At 51.7% G+C, this 20,702-nt stretch carries 22 protein-coding genes; all 22 read right to left on the reverse strand.

What is annotated here, in order from left to right; translation table 11 throughout:
• Nucleotides 1-9 precede the first annotated feature (9 nt).
• Complete coding sequence (locus OLM33_04705) at nucleotides 10-615, reverse strand: helix-hairpin-helix domain-containing protein (GenBank protein MCW1712975.1); 606 nt, start codon at nucleotides 613-615, stop codon at nucleotides 10-12.
• A 3-nt stretch (nucleotides 616-618) separates the two neighbouring features.
• Nucleotides 619-1,116, reverse strand: a complete 498-nt coding sequence (ruvC, locus tag OLM33_04710; GenBank protein ID MCW1712976.1) for a crossover junction endodeoxyribonuclease RuvC — start codon at nucleotides 1,114-1,116, stop codon at nucleotides 619-621.
• Between the two features lie 19 nt (nucleotides 1,117-1,135).
• On the reverse strand, nucleotides 1,136-1,888 hold the full coding sequence (locus OLM33_04715) for a YebC/PmpR family DNA-binding transcriptional regulator (protein ID MCW1712977.1): 753 nt from the start codon (nucleotides 1,886-1,888) through the stop codon (nucleotides 1,136-1,138).
• Between the two features lie 56 nt (nucleotides 1,889-1,944).
• The gene (gene nadE, locus OLM33_04720; protein MCW1712978.1) at nucleotides 1,945-2,694 is read right to left on the reverse strand and encodes an NAD(+) synthase; all 750 of its coding nucleotides are present in this window, start codon (nucleotides 2,692-2,694) and stop codon (nucleotides 1,945-1,947) included.
• A gap of 156 nt (nucleotides 2,695-2,850) precedes the next feature.
• Nucleotides 2,851-3,804, reverse strand: coding sequence for an ornithine carbamoyltransferase (gene argF, locus OLM33_04725; protein ID MCW1712979.1), 954 nt, complete (start codon nucleotides 3,802-3,804; stop codon nucleotides 2,851-2,853).
• 71 nt (nucleotides 3,805-3,875) lie between these two features.
• Nucleotides 3,876-5,114 carry an arginine deiminase gene (locus OLM33_04730; GenBank protein MCW1712980.1) on the reverse strand — a complete coding sequence of 413 codons (1,239 nt, stop codon included), beginning with the start codon at nucleotides 5,112-5,114 and terminating at the stop codon, nucleotides 3,876-3,878.
• A gap of 219 nt (nucleotides 5,115-5,333) precedes the next feature.
• Complete coding sequence (ispG, locus tag OLM33_04735; protein ID MCW1712981.1) at nucleotides 5,334-6,380, reverse strand: (E)-4-hydroxy-3-methylbut-2-enyl-diphosphate synthase; 1,047 nt, start codon at nucleotides 6,378-6,380, stop codon at nucleotides 5,334-5,336.
• A gap of 17 nt (nucleotides 6,381-6,397) precedes the next feature.
• Complete coding sequence (locus tag OLM33_04740; protein MCW1712982.1) at nucleotides 6,398-7,444, reverse strand: RIP metalloprotease; 1,047 nt, start codon at nucleotides 7,442-7,444, stop codon at nucleotides 6,398-6,400.
• Complete coding sequence (locus tag OLM33_04745; protein MCW1712983.1) at nucleotides 7,441-8,610, reverse strand: 1-deoxy-D-xylulose-5-phosphate reductoisomerase; 1,170 nt, start codon at nucleotides 8,608-8,610, stop codon at nucleotides 7,441-7,443. The genes OLM33_04740 and OLM33_04745 overlap by 4 nt, the downstream gene beginning before the upstream one ends.
• A 4-nt stretch (nucleotides 8,611-8,614) precedes the next feature.
• Nucleotides 8,615-9,445 (reverse strand): phosphatidate cytidylyltransferase, encoded by an 831-nt coding sequence (locus OLM33_04750; GenBank protein ID MCW1712984.1) that lies wholly within the window; start codon nucleotides 9,443-9,445, stop codon nucleotides 8,615-8,617.
• Nucleotides 9,432-10,121, reverse strand: coding sequence for a polyprenyl diphosphate synthase (gene uppS, locus OLM33_04755; GenBank protein MCW1712985.1), 690 nt, complete (start codon nucleotides 10,119-10,121; stop codon nucleotides 9,432-9,434). Before uppS ends, OLM33_04750 begins: the two co-directional genes overlap by 14 nt.
• A 6-nt stretch (nucleotides 10,122-10,127) precedes the next feature.
• Nucleotides 10,128-10,787: a uracil-DNA glycosylase gene (locus tag OLM33_04760; GenBank protein MCW1712986.1), complete on the reverse strand. Its 660-nt coding sequence runs from the start codon at nucleotides 10,785-10,787 to the stop codon at nucleotides 10,128-10,130.
• Nucleotides 10,787-11,644 (reverse strand): hypothetical protein, encoded by an 858-nt coding sequence (locus OLM33_04765; GenBank protein ID MCW1712987.1) that lies wholly within the window; start codon nucleotides 11,642-11,644, stop codon nucleotides 10,787-10,789. Before OLM33_04765 ends, OLM33_04760 begins: the two co-directional genes overlap by 1 nt.
• Nucleotides 11,645-11,663: 19 nt before the next feature.
• Entirely contained in the window at nucleotides 11,664-12,920 is a 1,257-nt protein-coding gene (gene murA, locus OLM33_04770) for a UDP-N-acetylglucosamine 1-carboxyvinyltransferase (GenBank protein MCW1712988.1), read from the reverse strand.
• Between the two features lie 32 nt (nucleotides 12,921-12,952).
• Nucleotides 12,953-14,086, reverse strand: a complete 1,134-nt coding sequence (wecB, locus tag OLM33_04775; GenBank protein MCW1712989.1) for a UDP-N-acetylglucosamine 2-epimerase (non-hydrolyzing) — start codon at nucleotides 14,084-14,086, stop codon at nucleotides 12,953-12,955.
• A gap of 74 nt (nucleotides 14,087-14,160) precedes the next feature.
• Nucleotides 14,161-15,039, reverse strand: coding sequence for an undecaprenyl/decaprenyl-phosphate alpha-N-acetylglucosaminyl 1-phosphate transferase (locus OLM33_04780; protein MCW1712990.1), 879 nt, complete (start codon nucleotides 15,037-15,039; stop codon nucleotides 14,161-14,163).
• 25 nt (nucleotides 15,040-15,064) lie between these two features.
• Entirely contained in the window at nucleotides 15,065-16,180 is a 1,116-nt protein-coding gene (upp, locus tag OLM33_04785; GenBank protein MCW1712991.1) for a uracil phosphoribosyltransferase, read from the reverse strand.
• Nucleotides 16,181-16,235: 55 nt separating this feature from the next.
• Nucleotides 16,236-17,171 (reverse strand): methylmalonyl Co-A mutase-associated GTPase MeaB, encoded by a 936-nt coding sequence (meaB, locus tag OLM33_04790; protein ID MCW1712992.1) that lies wholly within the window; start codon nucleotides 17,169-17,171, stop codon nucleotides 16,236-16,238.
• An 81-nt stretch (nucleotides 17,172-17,252) separates the two neighbouring features.
• Nucleotides 17,253-17,483: a flagellar biosynthesis protein FliR gene (locus OLM33_04795; protein ID MCW1712993.1), complete on the reverse strand. Its 231-nt coding sequence runs from the start codon at nucleotides 17,481-17,483 to the stop codon at nucleotides 17,253-17,255.
• Between the two features lie 109 nt (nucleotides 17,484-17,592).
• Nucleotides 17,593-18,564 carry a Gfo/Idh/MocA family oxidoreductase gene (locus OLM33_04800; GenBank protein MCW1712994.1) on the reverse strand — a complete coding sequence of 324 codons (972 nt, stop codon included), beginning with the start codon at nucleotides 18,562-18,564 and terminating at the stop codon, nucleotides 17,593-17,595.
• 58 nt (nucleotides 18,565-18,622) lie between these two features.
• The gene (locus tag OLM33_04805; GenBank protein MCW1712995.1) at nucleotides 18,623-19,396 is read right to left on the reverse strand and encodes a polyphenol oxidase family protein; all 774 of its coding nucleotides are present in this window, start codon (nucleotides 19,394-19,396) and stop codon (nucleotides 18,623-18,625) included.
• Nucleotides 19,386-20,702, reverse strand: coding sequence for a Mur ligase family protein (locus OLM33_04810; protein MCW1712996.1), 1,317 nt, complete (start codon nucleotides 20,700-20,702; stop codon nucleotides 19,386-19,388). Before OLM33_04810 ends, OLM33_04805 begins: the two co-directional genes overlap by 11 nt.

A 20,702-nucleotide genomic window follows, 5' to 3' on the forward strand; every position in this document is an offset into this window, starting at 1 on the left:
TATTCTTCTTCAGTTCCTTCGAAGCAGGCTAAGCGATGTTTTCAGCAGTTCCTCTTCTGTCCAGGAAGCATCGGGTCCTGCTTCGGCCCGTGACCTTGATATCGCACGAACGGCCTCCCCCTGTGTGAACCCCAGTCCCGTAAGGGCTTCCAATACGAAGCTGTCTGAAGTGTGGTCTTTCAGGCCCTGTTCACCAAAACCCTTTATCTCGCTGAATTTCTTGGCTATTTTGTTCTTCAGTTCGAAGCAGATCCGTTCCGCTCTCTTGGCGCCAAGTCCTGGAACGGTGAGCATCGCGCTGCTGCCCGAAGCGATCGCCTTCAGTATCTGGTCGGTATCAAGATGGCGCATCAGGGTCACGGCAAGCTTTCCTCCGACTGTTTTGACCTGGAGCAGTTCAAGGAAGAGAAGCCGTTCCCGTTCGTCCGAAAAAGCGAAAAGACTTACTCCCGCATCACTTACCTGCATGTAAGCGTAACAGAAAAGCTCTTCTGACAGTTCCGCCTGTGAGATCAGGGATCTTGTCGGGAAGACCTCAAGTCCGAATCCCGCGATCTCGAGGGTAATGCTTTCTTCCCCGATCGAAAGTACTTTGCCTCGAAGCGTATTGATCATTTTTCAGTATCCCTTCAGTATATTTCTGTCGAAAGATGACATTGAAAGACCCGCTATGGCTATGGCCAGGGCGTCAGCTGCGTCGTCCGGGCTCGGGTTTTTCTCAAGCCCCAGCAGGTTCGCGACCATGCCCTGGACCTGTCCCTTCTCCGCGGCTCCGTATCCGCAGACAGCCAGCTTGACCTCCGACGGCTTGAGTTCGTAGGGTTCAAGACCCATCTGTGCGGCAAAGAGGAGAATAACTCCCCTTGCCTGCCAAACCATCTCCGCCGTTGTTATGTTTCTTCCGAAGAAAAGCTTTTCTACAGCTATTATGTCAGGAGGATACTCCCCCGCCCTATCCTTCAGCTCATCGTAAAGCAGCGAAAGCCTCTTGGTAAGCGACAGCGAAGATGGGGTCCTGACGACCCCGTAGCATTCGCACACAAGTCTGTCGCCAAACTGCGAGACTATCCCGTACCCCATAGTGCCGAGCCCCGGATCTATGCCCAGGGCTCTCACACCATTAGGTTCTCTGTTTTCAGCCGTCGATCTCAGCAAGGATCTCGTCCGGGATGTCGAAGTTGGCGTAGACCGCCTGAACGTCGTCGTGCTCCTCGAAACGCTCTACCAAAGAGAGGAGTTTTGCCGCATCAGCCTTGTTGGTCACCGAGACTGTGTTCTTCGGAACCATCTCGACCTCTATTGATTCAACGTTGTACCCTGCGTTTTTGAGCGCCTCTGCAACATCCGAGAGGACCGAAGGGTCGCATGTGATCTCATATCCCTCATCTTCGGCGGTCACGTCATCAGCTCCGGCCTCGATCGCGGCCATCATTATCTCTTCTTCGTCGATCCCGTCGCCGGTGACGCCAATGATCCCTTTTCTGTCGAAGTTCCATGCGACGCATCCCAGTTCACCGATCGAGCCGCCTGTCTTGGTAAAGAGCGAGCGCATTTCGGGGGCTGTCCTGTTCCGGTTGTCCGTCAGGGCCTGGACCATGACGGCGACTCCGTTTGGTCCGTATCCCTCGTAAAGGATCTCTTCGAATATCACTCCGTCAAGTTCTCCTGTGCCCCTTTTGATCCCTCTTTCGATGTTGTCGACAGGCACATTGCCTGCCCTGGCTCTGTCTATGGCGACCTTAAGCCTGAAGTTTGAGTTAGGGTCACCGCCTCCGGCCTTTGCCGCTGCAATGACATTTTTGACCAGTTTCTGGAAAGCCACGCCTTTCTTTGAATCCTGTGCTGCTTTGCGATGCTTTATGTTTGCCCATTTTGAATGTCCTGACAAAAGACTCACCTCATGATCAACTTTTTAAGCTCCCTTGATCGGAAAGGGGCGATCGTTCATATATCCTTCGGTATCCTGGCCATAGGCGCGAATTTTCTCTTATGTTCCGACCTTGCCATGGCGTTTTCTATTTTTTCTCTTACTTTATCTTCGGCAACTCCAGTTGCCAGATAATTGTCCAGCTGTTCATAAGTGACGCCCATCTCGCACTCGTCAGTCTGCCCCTCCCAGAGCCCTGCGGTCGGAGGCCTTTTGATTATGTCCGGAGGGACCCCCAGGTGCAGCGCGAGGGCCTTTACCTCCCCTTTCAGGAGATCGGACATAGGCAGGAGATCGACCCCGGAGTCACCGTACTTGGTGAAATATCCGTACATTATCTCATCTCTGTTGCCGCCGCCGCATACCAGATACCCGTGCTGCTGCCCGATCGCATATAGCGTGGTCATCCTCAGCCTTGGCTTTATGTTTGCTGCGGGGAGTGTGCAAAGTTCAAGGCCGTTGGCCGTTATGGAAGAGACCAGGCGGTCGTAGGCCTCTGTCAGGTCCGCTTTATATGTTTTAATGCCGAATGCCGCGGCCAGCTCAAGAGCGTATTCCTCATCAACGGGCTGGCTGTGGCAGGGCATAATAACGCCCATCACTCTGTCCTTGCCTATCGAACGGCATAAAAGTCCGGTCAGGACAGCGGAATCTATCCCTCCGCTGATGCCCAGCACAGCACCTTTTGCCCCTGCTGTTTCAATGTGCTCTTTTATCCACCCGGTAAGATAGTCTGCAATTTTGGTCGTGTCTCTGTAGATAGACAAGCGGCAACGCCTCGCTTTGTTATTTGGGATGTTCATTATGACGCGTTATATTCTAACATAAAGTATGCATCAAGGTCTAAATGCAAAATGGGCAGAAATAAGCGGAGACCCGAAAGGATCCGGATCTCCGCCTGATGTTCCGGAAATCAGTAAGGACTACAGGTTGCCTATGCTGGCGACCATTACTGCCTTGATGGTGTGCATGCGGTTCTCAGCTTCATCGAACTGCCTGCCGTGGCGTGATTCGAAGACCTCCTCAGTCACCTCATATCCTTTTACTGCTGGGAGGCAGTGCAGGAATATTACATCATCGTTGCCGGTTGCCCTGATCAGGTCCATATTGACCTGATATGGCTGCAGGATGGCCTTTCTCTCCGCGAGCTTTGCTTCCTCGCCCATTGAGGCCCATACGTCGGTGTAGATGACATCCGCGCCCTTTACTGCTGCCTTGGGGTCGTCGGTGATCTCTATCGTTGCTCCCGACTCGCAGTCCGCTGCCATCTTTTCGCACTCTTCTACAAGCGCCGGATCCGGGAAGAGTGACTCAGGGGCACCGATCACAAAATGCATCCCCATTTTTGCGGCACCGATCATAAGGGAGTTGGCCATATTATTGCGTCCGTCACCGACATAGACAAATTTGATCCCCTTCAGCCTGCCAAAATTTTCACGTACAGTCAGGAAATCTGCAAGGATCTGTGTAGGATGGTAGTCATCTGTAAGTCCGTTCCATACGGGAACGCCTGAATACTTGGCAAGGTCTTCGACTACCTTCTGGCTGAATCCGCGGAATTCTATCCCGTCGAACATGCGGCCGAGTACCCTCGCGGTGTCGGCAACATCTTCCTTGTGTCCGAGCTGAATATCGTTCTTGCCCAGGTATTCGGGGTGTCCTCCCTCATCTATGGCCGCGACGGTGAAGGCACAGCGTGTACGGGTGGAGGGCTTTTCAAATATCAGCGCGACGCTCTTGCCGGCAAGCAGATCGCCTTTGATTCCCGCGCGTTTTTTATTTTTGAGGTCCGCTGACAGATCCAGAAGATACTCTATCTCCTGCGGAGTGTGGTGCTTGAGTGAAAGCAGATGTCTGTTGCGAAGATTGATGGCCATGAAAACTCCTCCTTGAATTTTAGTTAAATATTAGCGGAAAATATAACTCTGTTTGCTCGTAAATAAATCAGCTATTTTACCGGGCCTCTGTTGAGAGGCATCGTCATGCATCTTGGCCCTCCCCTGCCCCTTCCGAGTTCAGGTCCGTTAAGTTCGAGCACTTCGATGCCGTTGTCCCTCAGCAGTCTGTTAGACATAAGGTTTCTGTTGTAAGTGACCACCTTGCCCGGAGCGACTGCCAGCGTGTTGCAGCCGTCGTGCCATTGTTCCCTGTCTGTCTCGGCCTGATCCCTGCCCTTCATTTCGATGACCCTGATCCTGTCGAAGCCAAGTTCTGCCGCGATCGCCTCTTTCCAATGGTGAGCCTGCCTGACCGACATGAGTGTCCCGCTGTCGTCGTAATCCATCTCCCATACCTTGAGCACCTTGATCACGGTCGGGAAGATAGTGAAAGCGTCCTTATCGACCATAGTAAAAACAGTGTCAAGATGCATGCAGTAACGTTCCCTCGGTATCTCGAAGGCAAATATTTTTCTTATCGGGGTGTTCAGCGCCAGTTTTTTTCCTATGCGCTGAACAGTCGTAGGAGCCGTCCTCTGGCTGACGCCAATTGCCATTGCATGATCAGAAAGGACAAGAAGATCCCCTCCCTCGACTTTATGAGGCCATATCTCATCGGGAGCATCGCCAAAAATGACATTGACTCCCTTGAATCTTGGATGGTTGTTGGTTATGTATTTCCAGTAGAGAGGTTCTCTCCTTCTCACTTCGTAGGTCATCTGCCCGATGACTATGCCGCATCCGACGGTGATCGCGGGGTCTCTCTGGAAATAAAGATTGGGGATGGGGTGGATCACGAAATCCCCTCCGTTTTCAACTTTAGAAATAAGACTTAAGGATGATTTGAATAATTTCGAAGCCTCTTCTTTGCTGTAGCCGCTTATGAGGTGAGATGAGAGTTCTGCGGAGGGGAGATCCATAAAGATTTCGGTTAGCCCTTCTGAAAGGTGCCGGTCCAGACATTCAAGCATAAAAACTGATTTGATCAGTGATTCCCTTACTTCCTTGTCTTCGAGGACATCAGCCAGACATTCGCTGAAATACAGTACTTCGCATCCTTCTCGTCGGAGTATGTCGGCAAAGTCGTCGTGTTCCCGCTGGGCCTGCTCAAGCCATATCAGATCATCGAAGAGCAGGTCACTCATATTATTGATGGTAAGCCTGTTGAGTTCATTTCCGGGCCGATGGAGCATTACCTGTTTAAGCGGTCCGGTTTCAGAAAAAACACAGAATGGTTTATCTTGGCACATTATTACACCCCCCAATAAATTTTTATAAATTGAAGCAATGTCGCTTAACTTAAAAAAATATGGCTGTAATCGGGTATTGGGTAAATATATGATGCAAAATAGGAATGGCTGTAAAGAACGTATTCTCCGCTAAAAAATTATATCACAAACAAAAATCAACTTAAAGGGGTGGCAAGTTCAAATTATTGTAATGATGATCAAAGTTCTGCATATAAGCGATCAGAGGCGTCCGATCTCTTCGATAAGGCGTTTCTTAAGGTTTTCGGCAGTATCATTGCAGACCGGCACTCCTTTTCTGAAAAGTACGAATCCATCGGGAGTCCCCGCTATGCCGAGATCGGCTCCCGCAGCCTCTCTGGGGCCGTTGACCTCGCACCCCATGACAGCTATCGTAGTTCCGTCCTTTATGTCTTCGGGCAGAAGTGAGGTGACTTCCTCGACAAGCCGCACGACGTCCATCCTTCTGCGTCCGCAGGTAGGACAGCTGATGATGCTGCAGCCTTTCTGCCTGATCTCGAGCGCGCGGAGTATGCTGTAGCCCACCCTGACCTCATCTATAGAGGGACCTGTCAGACTTACCCTGATGGTGTCACCGATCCCCTGAGCAAGCATCAGGGATATCCCGGCCGCACCTTTTACTATTCCCGAAGTTCCGCTTCCGGCCTCTGTAATGCCGATATGCAGCGGGAAGGGAAATTTCTGTGAAAGGATGGAGTTTGCCCGCACTGTTTCCGTTACCGAGCTTGATTTTGCGGAGATGATAATATTTTCAAAAGAGTTATCGAGAAGTATCCTGACCTGTTCTTCTACTGCGTAAGCGAGGGCAGCAGCCCTGTCGCCTTTGGCGTGTTCCAGCTGTGCCCCGCTGATGGATCCTCCGTTTGCTCCTATCCTGATCACGGCACTCATCTCATGTGCCAGGCGGATAACATCTTCAATTCCCTTTTTGTCGCTCATGTTTCCCGGATTTATCCGGATGGAGGCGCAGCCTGATCCGAGGGCGGCTATGGCGAGCCTGTGGTTGAAATGGATATCAGCCATCAGCGGCACAGGCGATCTTTCATTCAGGGCCTTCATGTTTGGTGCAAGGCCGAGCTCGGGCAGCGATACCCTTATAAGCTCGCATCCTTCACTCGCCAGCGCCGCGCACTCATCAGCACAGCCGTCTGTGTCGGAAAGCGGTGTCTTGATCATGCTCTCGACGCGCACGGGTGAATTGCCGCCTATTGAAAGTCCTTTGATCTCAACACTTTCCCTGCTTCCCATAGGTCTCTGCCGCCTCTCTACCTGAAAAAGAGCCTGATGATGTCTTTTCCGGTGACCAGTATGATGAGGGAGATGAGGATCATGAACCCGCCATAGTGGATCAGCGCCTCCCATTTTTCCGGGACTTTCTTTCCTGTTGCCATCTCTGCAAGTATGAAAATTATCCTCCCCCCGTCGAGGGCAGGGAAAGGCAGAAGGTTCAGCAGCCCCAGGTGCAGGTTTATCACTCCCAGGAATGCGATAAAGGACCATATCCCCTGCTTGAGGGCATCACCGGCCATCACTGCTATGCCTACGGGACCGACAACATCAGACTGAACTTTTCTTGTAAGCACCATCCAGAGGCCTTTGAGTATCTCTACGCCCATGTCCCAGGAATACCCAAGGCTTTTTCGGAGCGCGGTATGTATGGGATATGTTATTCTTCCAGGCTGGACACCAAGAAGACGGCCTCCATGAGCCGGATCGGCGGGGATGTCGACATCAACGCCGATCATTCCGCCGCCCCTCTGGAGCGTTATTTGGAAAAGGTCGTCGGTCACATCCTTGTCCTGTATAGTTTCCCTGATATCAGACCATTTGTTCAGCTCTTTGCCGTTTATAGATTTTATAACGTCCCCTGGCTGTATCCCGGCAGAAAAGGCTGGTGTGCCTTCCATTACTTTCCCTACTAGAGGCCTGTCAAGATCCATTATCCCGTGTCCGGCAAGAAGGGCGGCAGTGAGAAGCCATGCCAGTATAAGGTTTACGGTCGCACCGGAGGCGAGCACCAGGAGTCTCTCCCATGGTTTTTTTGATGAGAGTGAGCGGGCAGGGTCGTAACCTTCAGGCTTTGGATCTTCTTCCGAAGAGTCCTCCCCCTCAAGCTTGACGAATCCGCCTATTGGAAAAGCCCTCAGTGACCACAGTGTTTCGCCCTTTTGCCTGCTCCAGAGCGATGGTCCCATGCCGAAAGAAAATTCATGTATAAGCACGCCCCTCCAACGGGCAGAAATGTAATGCCCACCCTCGTGGGATATGACGCAGATGGAAATAACGATCAGAAAAGAAAGAAGACTTATCAATTTACATTCCTCCAGTTTTTACAGAGCCTCCACGCCGTTTTTTCTCCTTCGCTGACCAAGCTGACAGCCTCATCGAGCGATGCGGGAGAACTTGACTTGGATCCGGAGAGTGTTTCTTCTATGATTTTCGGTATAGCATTAAACGGGATGATCCCCTCAAGGAATGCCCTGACCGCTGCTTCGTCAGCTCCAACAAGGAGAGAGGGATATGCTCCGCCCATTTCCCCTGCTTTGCAGGCTATACCAAAACATGGGAAAATGGAACCGTCAATTTCCCTAAAGGTGAGATCAAACATTTCAGGTTCAATGGCGCTTAGCCCAGAACCGACAAGGTCAAGCCTCTCCGGCCATGCCAAAGCGGCGGCTGCCGGGAGGCGCATGTCGGGCGGGGAAAGGAGCATTTTCATCGTTCCGTCAAAGAAGAGGACCACGCCGTGTACCTGTGATCTGGGATGTATGAGCGCGCTGACCTTTTCTGCAGGAAGGCCGAAAAGCTGCATGGCTTCGATGCACTCGATGCCTTTGTTCATAAGCGTAGCACTGTCGACCGTGATTTTCGGGCCCATTTTCCAGACAGGGTGTGAAAGAGTCTCCTCAGGCGTTACTTTTTCAAGCATCTCTCTGGTGTGGTTCCTGAAAGGGCCTCCGGATGCGGTAAGCCATATCTTTTTTATTTCAGTCTTCTTGTCTTCCCTGAGGCACTGCCAGACAGCGCTGTGTTCGCTGTCCACAGGTCTCAGCTGGTCTTTCCGCTTAATAAGCGGCATTACCCACGGACCTGCGACGACGATGCTCTCCTTGTTTGCCAGCGAAACATCCTTGTCCTCTCTGAGAGCGGTCTGAAGGGCCTTTATCGCAGTCACTCCGGATGATGCGAATACGACGTGGTCTATGTCGGGATCCGATGCAATAAGGGAAAGCGCGTCAATGCCGGTGAGGCAATTGTATCCGTCAGCTTTGAAGGCGGCCGCATGCGGTTCAGTGAGGCAAAGAGTCCTGGCCTTGTGGACCGAAGCAAGTTCTGTCAGCTTTGCTTCATTGCTTTTTGCAGCTAAAGCTACTATCTCAAATCGCTCCGGGAAACGTCCGCAAATATCTAAAACTGCCCCGCCTACGCTCCCCGTCGCACCTATGACAGCGACTCTGATCTTTGGTAAATTACTCACCGTTTCAGCCTATCAGTTCAAATATTACGAAAGCCAGGGTCCCGTTGACAAGGATACTGTCGAACCTGTCCAAAAGTCCGCCGTGTCCGGGGATCAATGATCCTGTGTCTTTGACCTTCGCTTCCCTCTTCAAAACGGATTCTCCCAGATCGCCCAGCTGCCCCGCGATCCCGCAAAGGAGTCCCATCAGAAGAAGGGGAAGGGGCGGGAATGAGAATATGAGGGCCAGAAATCCTCCGCATACCAGGCTTGCGGCAGCTCCGCCGAAGAACCCTTCCCAGGTCTTTTTTGGGCTGATCCTCTCACAGAGCAGATTTCTTCCGAGACGGCTCCCTACGATATAGGCCGCCACGTCGCAGCTCCAGGTACAAAAGAAGAGGGTCATCAAAAAGAGCGATCCCAGCTCCCTGGATCGGATGATTATCATGAAGGACCAGGGGAGGATTACATATGCGATGCCGACTATCGTAGCTCCCATATTTTCAAGGGCAAAGCTCTCTCCGCTGACCTGACGCCGCACCACCTCAAGAAAAAGCGCAACGAAGACTATTGCAGAGATCGAGCATAGTATAGCTGTAAGGCTCATGTCTGAAGAGGCTCCGATCAGTATGAAGGCTCCCGAGAGCATTATCAGCCAGGGCGAAATGTCATGCTTTGTGGAAAGAAGCCTGTAGAATTCCCAGAGCGAGAGCATGGCAACTATAAAGACCACCGAGTTCCAGAAATGTCCGCCCTTTATTATCCCGCCCAGTATTATAAGTACTATGAAGATGCTGCTGAAAGCTCTCAGTGGCAGATCTGGTATCGATGACAGAAAATTATTATGATTTGCCATATCTTCTTTCCCTCCTGTAGAAGTCGGCTACAGCCATTTCAAGATCCTGTCTGCCGAAGTCGGGCCAAAATTTATCAGTAAAATAATATTCGCTGTAGCTTCCCTGCCAAAGCCAGAAATTGCTCATCCTCAGTTCTCCGCTGGTCCTTATCAGGAGGTCCGGGTCCGGGATGTCCGGCAGGTAGAGATATTTGCGGAAGACCTCTTCGGTGACGGGCTGCGAGACCCCCTCTTCGATCATCCGGCTGACGGCGTCCAGTATCTCCTGTCTTCCGCCGTAATTCAGGCATACTACCAGCTGCATCGAATCGTTGTTCCTCGTCTTTTCTTCTGCATCCGAAAGTATTTCCCTGATATCCTCAGAAAGGGCAGAGAGGTTGCCCGCGAACCTGACCCTTGCATTTTCCCTGTTGAGCTCTTCAAGCTTAAGTTTCATGTAGTATTTGAGCAGTCCCATAAGGCCCAGCACTTCAGCTTTTGGCCTCTTCCAGTTCTCAGTTGAAAAGGCGTAAAGGGATACGCAGGGTATTCCAAGCTCTTTCGCTGCTGTGAGAGTTCTCTCGACGGCCTTTACCCCCTCCCTGTGTCCAAGTATCGCGGGAAGTCCCCGGGATCTTGCCCAGCGGCGGTTTCCGTCCATTATTATCCCTACGTGCTCCAGTCTTTTATCTTCCATCTTTTCCTACCCGAATTTGATGTGGCTTATGCTGCCTGTCTCCCTGACGATATCCCAAGCTCTTTTAACTTCCTGTATGTCGATCCACGTGAGGTGTTTTGGGCTCCCCTCTTTGGAAGATGCGTTCCTCAGAAGGTAACTTGGGTGGAACATGGGCATAACTGCGATGCCCCTCCAGTTGAACCACATGCCCCTGATTTTGGTTATGCCCTCGTTCGTCTTGAGTATCCACCTTGTAGGGGTATTCCCAAGCAGGATTATAAGGGCGGGGTCTATAAGCATGATCTGTGTCTGCAGATGCTGATCGCAGACTATCGTCTCCTCGGGGGTGGGCACCCTGTTTTCGGGCGGCCTGCACTTCACTATGTTGGTGATGTAGACATCCTTTCTGTCTATCCCTCCGGCAGTGAGGATCTGGGTCAAAAGCTGTCCGGCCCTTCCGACGAAGGGAAGCCCCTGAGCATCTTCATCCGCTCCCGGGCCTTCTCCGATGAACATGAGCCTGCTCCGTTCGTTTCCTTCGCCGAAGACGACGTTCGTCCTGGCAGCAGACAGGGGGCAGGCCCTGCATGACAGCGCCGTTTCCCTGGCCTTTTCCCAGAGGGCTTTCCGCGCTTTATCCTCTCCTTCGGGCGAGAGGTTCGGGATCCTTTTCGGATGTTCCATCAGATGATCACCTCTGTTATTATCACATCGACATTTTTGACGTTGAGCCCGGTGAAATACCTAACGCTTACAGCAGTCCTCTCCTTAACAAGAGTTGCGAGCGAGATGAAATTCTTTTCACCCAGGCTTGCCGCGATCTTGATCGTTATTGAAAGGCTTTCTTCGTTCTCCGGGCTTGCACTGACTTCAACTACTTTGGCGACCTGTGAGGTCCTCCCGGCAATAAATGTGACCAGCTCTTCAATTGCCTCGGGCTCTATGTGCACCTCGCCGTAGAAGCTGAAAGGGGGCCTCACGATAGTTTTTTCGCCTTCATGGTTGTCCTTCGACTTCCAGAAGACCCTCAGCTGTCCGACGAGCTTTCCGGCGAAGTTCTTCCTCACTAGGACATGCGATACCGGTATGACGTGCTTTCCCTTTGTGAATCGTTCCCTGCGTGCCTTGCTTATCTCCTCCGGGGCAGCTATCTCTTCGATCCTTATTACTCTTTCGGGCAGAGGCAGTTTCAATTTTTTGACTATCCTCATGACCATGTCATCCGAGGTCGCGATTATCATCAGAGAGCATGGCGCGGCCTTTGAAAAGAAATCCATGACCTCTTTACGGTGATCGTCGAACTCGAAGAGAGCTCTTCTTATCGCGCTTATCTGATTCCTCTCCGACTTTGCGCTCTTTCCGCATACAATGCTTCCCTTGAAAATCACCAGTCCGTCGTCGATTATAAAGTCAGCATCGACAATAGCTGCCACAGATTGGGCCCTTTGGCTCTTTCCGGTACCTGCGGCGCCAACGAAGGCATAAGTGGTCACCTGTTTGAGTTTTTCTTCAATATTTTGCTGAGCGTTGCTTCCGTCCATCAGACCGCCCTCTCAAGGATCATGCCGTAAGCTCTATGTCCGCTCCGAGAGATCTCAGTTTGTCGGTGAGTCCCTCGTAGCCTCTCCACACATGGTAAAGATCGTGTACTACCGTAACTCCTTCAGCGGCCAGTCCCATAAGGATGAGGGCCGCTCCCGCCCGCAGGTTCGACGCATGGACTTCTGTTCCTGTCAGCTTGGCCACTCCTGTAACGATCGCAGTGGAATCCTGAAGCTCTATCTTTGCACCCATCTTTTTAAATTCGTTTATATGAAGCAGCCTTGAATCAAAGACACTCTCGTGTATGACGCTCGTACCTGAAGCCAGTGAGAGCGCTGCCATCAGCTGCGGCTGCGTATCTGTCGGGAATCCGGGATACGGCATCGTCTTTACCGGTATCCCTGTAAGGGACCCTTTACATCCGGCTGTGACCTCGTCAAGCATGATATCTATCTTCGCTCCCGCCTCTTCAAGCTTAAGCAGTATGGCATCTATCAGTCCAGAGTCTATTCCCCTTACCGTTACCGAACCCTTTGTTATTATCCCTGCCATGAGATAAGTTGCGGCCTCTATCCTGTCCGGGATTATCTCAGCTTCTGCGGGACCTGTCTCAGGTTTCCCGGTGATCCTTATCGTCTGGGTCCCGTCGCCCTTGACCGGTATCCCCATAAGCCTAAGCACGTCAGCGAGGTTTATTATCTCCGGTTCCAGGGCGGCATTCTCGATGTATGTCACTCCGTGCGCCAGCGCAGCGGCCATCATGAGGTTTTCAGTCGCACCCACAGAGGGATAGTCCAGAGTGATCCTCTCGCCCTTGAGCCTGCCTGCCGTGGCGTAGACGGATCCTTTGTTCAGGTCGATCTCAGCTCCCATTTTGGCAAGGCCTTTGAGATGGAAATCGATAGGCCTGCTTCCAAGCACACACCCTCCGGGCAGAGGCAGGACCGCCTTGCCGCACCTCGCGATCAGAGGTCCCAGAACCAGCGACGAGGCCCTCATCTTGCGTACCAGTTCCGCCGGTGCATCCCAGCTGAGCTCATCAGGAACATCTATTGTCATCAGGTTGTCTTTGAATTCCACGGTTATGCCGATATGCCTGAGCAAGTCAGACATCGTATGTATATCATAAAGGTCGGGGACCTTTTTCAGTGCGAGCCTCTTGCCCTTAAGAAGGATCGAGGCGGCCATGACCGGCAGCGCCGCGTTCTTGGCTCCCTGAACGTCGACCGTTCCGTAAAGAGGTGTCCCTCCCCTGATGATCATCTTATCCTCCAACAAGAGTCACTCCAGTCCAAACTGACAAAAAATTACCTGCCCTGTTTATCAAAATAGTCCTTTAATGCTTCTGCTATCTTAACTGCGGCAGTTCCGTCCCCAAAAGGCTGTGATCTGCACTTGTTCTCGATCTCAGCAAGTTTTGCCTCATTTTCAAGCAGTTCGATCGCGTTGGAAAATATTTTTTCCGTTTTGACCCCTACCAGAATGCCGCTTCCGTTCTCGATGGCTTCGGGCCTTTCAGTGACGTCCCTGAGAATAAGCACCGGTTTCCTTATGGCCGAGGCCTCTTCCTGGACTCCTCCGCTGTCGCTGAGTATGAATTTTGAGGCATTCATTGCCCAGACGAAGTCGGGATAATCGAGCGGATCGCAGAGGATCACTTTGTCTCTTTTTTCAAGATGCTTTCGGATAGTTTCCCTAACAGACGGGTTCCTGTGCATAGGGATGACCATCCAAAGTTCAGGATGTGCATCCAGGAGCATCGTGAGCGCCGTACAGATATCCTCAAGCGGTTTTCCCCAGGACTCCCTTCTGTGTGCCGTAACAAGAAGGAAGGGAGCGTTTTCAGGAAGCCCGTCAAGATCCTCGCAGTAAGGCCTCGAGGTGCTTTTAACTGTGTAAAAGAGAGCGTCTATCACAGTGTTTCCTGTTACATGTATCATCTTTTCCGGAGTACCTTCTCTGAGAAGATTTTCCTTTGCAAGTTCCGTAGGGGCAAAGGCCCAGGTCGTTATCCTGTCTGCAAGCACCCTGTTCATCTCCTCCGGGAAGGGCAGGTGCATATTGCCGCTCCTTAGTCCGGCTTCAACATGTCCAACCGGGATCTTTCTGTAAAATGCCGCAAGGGCCGATGCGAAGGTCGTAGTAGTGTCGCCGTGGACCAGAACGGCTGAAGGGCATTCGGCATCAAAGTACTCCCCCGCTCCGGTCAGGACTGAAGCTGTAATGTGGTCAAGGGACTGCCTCTCTTTCATTATGTGAAGGTTGAGGTCAGCGGTAAGGCTGAAATGGCCGAGCGCCTGGTCCAGCATTGCGGCATGCTGTCCGGTAGCCAATATTTTTACGTCAAAATAGCCCTGGCTGCGAAGGGCAAGCACCACAGGCGCCATCTTTATCGCCTCAGGCCTTGTTCCGACAACACAGACCACAGTTTTACCTGTCATTGATACATCCTCCTAAAATCAACTCTTTGTCCCCGCGGTGTCAGGCCTGCCATTATAGCAGACAACGGCGGGAGCTACAGCGCCCCAAGAAGCCGGATCCCGGCCAGGACCAGCGCAAGATGGGCCAATCCCATGACCGCAAGCGTCTGAAGCTTGGTAAAGCCCCTGTCGAGAAGCTTGTGGTGAGCGTGTCCTCTGTCAGGTGAAAACGGAGATTTTTTCGTCAGGATACGTCTGGTCATTGCGACAAGCGTATCGATGACAGGTATTCCTCCGATAAAGAAAAGGACTGCAGCGATACTGAAAAATCCTTTTCCGAAAAGGTCCGGAAAAATGCTCCATGCGAGGTGCGATGAGCAAATATATCCCAGAAGGGTACTCCCTCCGTCCCCTAGGAATGTCCTTGGCTGGGGGAAATTCCACAGCAGGACACCAAACACCAGCCCGGCCACAGGCATCCATACTGCCGGGTTTCCTGCAAATGCGGCGGCAATAACAGAAGTTATCAGTGTCATGGTCAGGCACAGCCCGTCCATACCGTCAATAAGGTTATATGCGTTTGTCGTCCCCGTGATCCAGAATATTAACAGAAGCCTCTGCCAAAGCGGTATCGGAAGGGCATATGAGACCCACGCGGCGGCGGCAAGGTGGAAGAAAAGCCTCATCACGGGCGGCAGCGGATGCATGTCATCCATGTACCCGACAATAAATACGATAGTCGCTCCTGTTGCTATGTAGGGCACCTCGACACCGGGATTTCCCACAAAGAGGGCCCAAAGCAGATAACCGCTCCACAGCACGATGCCGGCACCGCGCGGCATGATGCTGCGGTGTTTTTTCCTGCCGCCCGGAATGTCCAGCAACCTGAATTTTTGCGCAAGTCCGATCGAAACGGGTGTCGCGATCAGGCCCCACAAAAAAGTCACCAGTGTGAAAAGGTATATGGAAAACACGTTATCTGCCCTGATTCCCCATCATTTATTTTGTTCCGAAGAGCCTGTCTCCTGCGTCGCCGAGTCCGGGCACTATATAGCCGTGATCGTTGAGGTGACTGTCCACTGCTGCAGTATAGATATCCACGTCGGGATGCTCTTCGTGGAATCTGGCAATGCCCTCCGGAGCCGAGAGGAGTGAAACAAGCGAGATCCTCTTTCCGCCGTAGCCCTTGATGTGCGCAACTGCGGCTGCCGCGGATCCGCCCGTCGCAAGCATAGGATCAACAACGTAAATATCCCTTTCAGAGATGTCTTTGGGCAGTTTGCAGTAATAATCTACAGGCAACAGGGTCTCAGGGTCTCTATAAAGCCCTATGTGTCCCACCTTGGCATTGGGGATCAGCTTGAGGATGCCTTCCACCATGCCGAGCCCCGCCCTGAGTACCGGGACTATGGCGAGTTTTTTGCCGGAAAGAGTGAATACCCTTGTCTTTGCTACGGGAGTCTCGATCTCGATCTCCTCAAGCGACAGGTGCCTGGTTATCTCATACACCATAAGGCCTGCCACTTCCTGGACAAGATCCCTGAAATCCTTAGAAGATGTGTTTTTGTCCCTCATCAGGCCGAGCTTGTGTCTTACAAGCGGGTGCTCTATCACTACGGTCCTTCCTCCCGCAAAGTTTGATGAGCAGGCAGCATTCACTGCCTCGGAAGAATGTTCCCTTTCGAATGCCATTATCTTGTCTACACGGATCGCATGCCTTCCGCCTTCGAACTCCTCGCTCAGCCATGTGTCGACGATCTCTTTTGCCAGTCCCGAACCGGTCACCCTGCTTCCTATCACGAGAACGTTCGCATCGTTGTGTCTGCGGCTCATTGCTGCGGTAAAGTGGTCGTGGCACAGTGCGGCCCTTATCCCTGCGACCTTGTTTGCTGTAATGCTCATCCCGATGCCGGTACCGCAGAAAAGTATCCCAAGGTCAGCCTTATGGTTGGCGACAGTCTCGGCAGCCCTGAATCCGCAGTCTGGATAGTCGACGCTCAGATCCCCCGAGGAGGTCCCGCAGTCTGTGATCTCATGTCCGGCACAAAGAAGGTGCTGCTTTATCTCTTCCTTAAGTCCGTATCCCGCATGATCAGCTCCCAGTGCAATTTTCATTTATGATCCTCCCGCGAATAAGGTTTGGTGTACATTATATTTCTTCAAAATAAAATTATTTGACGATCTGTGAGATCATTTCACCCGCCAGGGTGTAGGGATCGGCCTTTCTTGATGCCAGGTCTTCAAGCACTCCGGTATCTTTGCGCTTTTTCCACACTTTTTCCGTCAGTATGGAGATCTCACCCCTCAATATGGCCTCGACCTCCATCTCAAGCTGTACGAAACGTCTCCTTTTGCCCTCATCCGAGGTCTGGAGGTAGTTCCAGTGGTCATTGAGTATCTTTTTGACCTCCTCCACTCCGGTGTTGTTCTGGGATGAAACAAGGGTCACCGGGGGCACCCAGTCCTTTTCCTTCAGCATCTTAAGCATGACCTGGACGTCTGCAGCGACTTTGTCCGCCCCTTCCTTGTCAGCTTTGTTCACAACAAAGGTATCGGCGATCTCCATTATCCCGGCCTTCATTATCTGTACATCGTCCCCCATTCCCGGAACAAGGACCAGGACGACAGTGTCGGCTATTTTGATTATATCGACCTCCGACTGCCCGACTCCAACAGTCTCTATCAGGACTATGTCAAAACCGCAGGCGTCGAGTATAAGCGAGGCTTCGTGCGTGGATCTGCTTACTCCGCCGAGATGCCCCCTCGATCCCATGCTTCTTATGAAGACGTTTTCATTGAGGGCGTGTCCCTGCATTCTAAGCCTGTCGCCAAGTATCGCTCCCCCGGTGAAGGGGCTCGAGGGGTCGATCGCGATCACGCCGACCTTGCGGCCTTCTGCCTGAAACTGTTCGATGAGCCTGTCTACGAAGGTGCTCTTGCCTGCGCCGGGGCTGCCTGTTATTCCTATGATCTTAGCCTTGCCGGTGCGCGGGTATACCTGTTTCATGATCTCTTTTGCCGACGGGGTGTCAGCCTCAACAAGACTTATCAGGCGGCCTATTGATCTCGGGTCACCGTTGAACGCGTTATTCAGAAGCTTCTCCATAAATCAACTCTCCTAACTGTTTATTAAAAACCGTACTATTGTCTGCATTGTCCTGCATGCCGCACGATCCCGTGAAAGATCTTACTTGAAGAGAATGTTTATTCCGGCAAAACAGTAGAATCCCAGGCCGATCGACCCTGCAAAAAGAAAACCAAGAAGTACCCTGAGGTAGAGAACGAACATAGGGCCTCCGGGCCATTTTCCCGACTGGATATTGACTACCATTCGGGCCACAAGCAGTGATGCCCCAAAAAGGGCAAGTGCCACCAGTGCCTGGAGGTTAACAGGTGGTATATTTCTGAGAAAATCCATCAAATAAAATACATCCTTTCGATCAGGGATAATTCTGCAAAAAAAAAGAGAGGATTATCTCCTCTCTAGATGATAACTCTTATCGGCCGGAATGTCATTTGTTATTTCGTCATATTGCGGAGAGGATCGAACCGGCTGCGTTCTTTTCCTCGTGTATCTGCTTCAGGACAGCGACGCAAACCTCCAGGGCCCTCTTGCCGTCTTTTATTCCCACCATCGGCTGCCGCCCTTCTCTGACACAGGAAACGAAGTGCTGAAGTTCCATCTTCAGCGGTTCGGTCTTCGGAAATACGGGATGTTCCATGACCTCCACAAGATTTCCACCGCTCTGGCGTACACAGCGCTGGACCGAAATGTCCTGTGATTCGTAGTTTACGGTGATGTATCTCTCTGCCTCTGTAATCTCCATCTGGCGGATCCTCTTCTCGGAGACCCTGCTGACGAGTATCTGCGCCATTGCCCCATTTGCGAAAGTGAGCTGGGCGGAGGCTATGTCCTCGTGGTCAGTCCTGATGCATCTTCCGATCGCCGATATGGAGACCAGCTCGGAGCTGATCATAGAGAGGATGATGTCCACGTCGTGGATCATTAGGTCCAGCACGACGCCGACGTCGCTGATACGCGGTGAAAACGGCCCCATCCTGTGGGTCTGGATGAAGTAAGGATCGTTTATGAACTCCCTGACATGCTGCACAGCGCTGTTGAATCTCTCGATATGTCCGACCTGCAGGATAAGGTCCTTTTTCACGGCAAGGTTAAGGAGCCGTTCTGCTTCGTTAACGCTTGAGGTGACGGGTTTTTCTATCAGAACATGGATGCCGTTTTCCATTGCTATCTTTGCAACTTCGAAATGGTGGCTGGTGGGAACAACTATGCTCAGTGCGTCGGGACGTGTCTGCTTGATGAATGTCTCTATCGTGCTGTAAGGTATGACTCCGAGCGGATCCGCGACTGAATGGGCCCTCTCTTCGTTGATGTCGACCACCCCTACCAGCTGGGCTCCTAAAATTTCTGTGTATACTCTGGCATGATGCATGCCCAAATGTCCGACGCCGATGACTCCGACTTTTATGTTGTCCATTCCATGTTCACCTCACGTGGAAATTGATCGATCCGCTAACTTTAATCATTCTCACCAATCATGCCTCTTTTGTGGTATTCCCTCCGAGAAGAAAAATTCTGGACTTTCCATCGCCGGCACGGAATGAATAATAAAAGTCGTTGTCACAGCACGTACAGTCCTCGACAGCATAGATATTATCATAAGGAAGGCCGCATTGCATTAACTGACTTCTTATTTCCCCCCTGATGTCAAAATGTACCATCCCATTTTTTTCAGAGAAATTTTCGGGAGAGAAAGTATTCAAAGCGTTTAGTGTTGAAGGATCATCTTTTTTTCTCGAATAGCATCTTTTGCATATCGACGGCCCTATCCATGCAAGCGTCCTCTTCCCCATGCTGACGGCATCCCAGCCTGAAATGGCTGAAAGGGAACTGCCGACGATGTTCTTCGAAGTGCCTGCGAAACCGGAGTGCAGCAGCAGCATCCAGGGCTCGGGTGAGTCTGAGGCGATGACGACCGGGCTGCAGTCAGCGAACCTCAGGCTGGCCATCGAATCTGATGCTGAATTAATAATTACCCCGTCTGCTTCAGGTCTGAGAGGAAGGGCGAAGGATGAGGATGATGGGATGATATGAGTTCCGTGTACCTGATACGGAGCAACCAATTTAATGTTATTAAAATTAGAGGACATAGAACGCCATATCAGTTCAGGGTCCCCTTCTGAGCGGTCCATGAGTTCGCCCCTGCAGTATATCCAGGCGAAAAAATGGCGCTCAAGTTCTTCAGGCAATATAAGTCTGAGTTCTATCTGCCCATTGTTGTCGATGTATTCAAAGCCCTTATATTTCATGGCAGTGCTCCTTTACGTATCCGCTTAAAAAAAGGCTTCCGCAGCATATCGTGTCAGATCCCGACACAAGGCTTTCACGGATCGCTTCTGTCGGAGAACTCCACTTTCCCGCACAGACGATACCCTTTTTTTCTGCCATTGCAAGCAGTGCTGCTGCGGAGAGGCTGCGCTCCATTCCAGGAACCTCAGTGCAGAAAAGCTTTGCCCCCGTTTCTCCGACTATATCAAGGCTTTCTGATATGTCCTTGTCCTTCATCATCGCAAGTACGATGTTGAAAGATCTCTTGCCGTAAATGATCCCGGTGTTTTCAGCGAGCCTTTTCAGTGCGTGGGGATTGTGCGCTCCGTCAACTATAAGAAGAGGCGGATCCTTCCTTATTATCTCAAACCGACCCGGCCACCTCACGGATACGACCCCGTTATAAAGCGCCTGGAAGGTTATATTTTCAAAAACTTTATGGGATGAGGTCTTGAGTGCGCATGCCGCAGCAAGGGCAAGCGCGGCGTTTTCGGTTTGATGGGTCCCGATAAGAGGTGTGTGGCAGTCAGCGCAAAGACACTCTGACTCTACATAAAAATCTGTGCCGCTGAGGGATACCCCAACGGTGCCGTAACTGCACAGCCTTCTAAGGACCTGGGCAGGAGTCTTCTTTTTAAATGCCGTATCGAAAAAGATGGCTTCGATCTCTTCGTCTCCGCCTGAAAATATCGCCGGGACGCAGGGTCTCATGACCGCGAACTTCTCTTTCGCGACAGAGGCAAGCGTATTGCCAAGGTATTCGGAATGGTCGATCCCAATGGGCGTTATCAGGGTAAGTATCACATCAGAGAGTATGTTCGTGGCATCGAGCCTTCCTCCGAGGCCCGCCTCAACTACTGCGATGTCGACTCCCGCATATGCAATTATCATAAAGGCTGCCGCTGTGATGAGCTCGAAATAAGTCGGAGGGTCCGCTTTAAGTCTTTCTGAACGGTCCATTACATTTCTGATGGCTGAGAGGACCTCTTCCCATTTTTGCGGGGGGACTTCCTCCCCTCCCATCAGAAGCCTTTCACCGAAGGATACGAGATGGGGGCTTGTATAGAGAGCTGTACGGCAGCCCGATTCCCTGAGTATCGAAGCCAGTGTCGCAGCTGTGGAGCCCTTGCCGTTTGTGCCTACTATGTGTACAGCCCTGAACTTTCTTTCCGGGTTTCCAAGGAGCAGCAGCAGATGTGAAAGTCTGGCAAGTCCGGGTCTTATCCCCGGGCTTGCCAGATCCTGAAGCTCTGTCTCTATTGTATGGAATTTTTCCGCATCGTCCAT

This window comes from Synergistaceae bacterium DZ-S4, from assembly GCA_025943965.1.
In the GTDB taxonomy this organism is placed as follows: domain Bacteria; phylum Synergistota; class Synergistia; order Synergistales; family Synergistaceae; genus Caenicola; species Caenicola nitritireducens.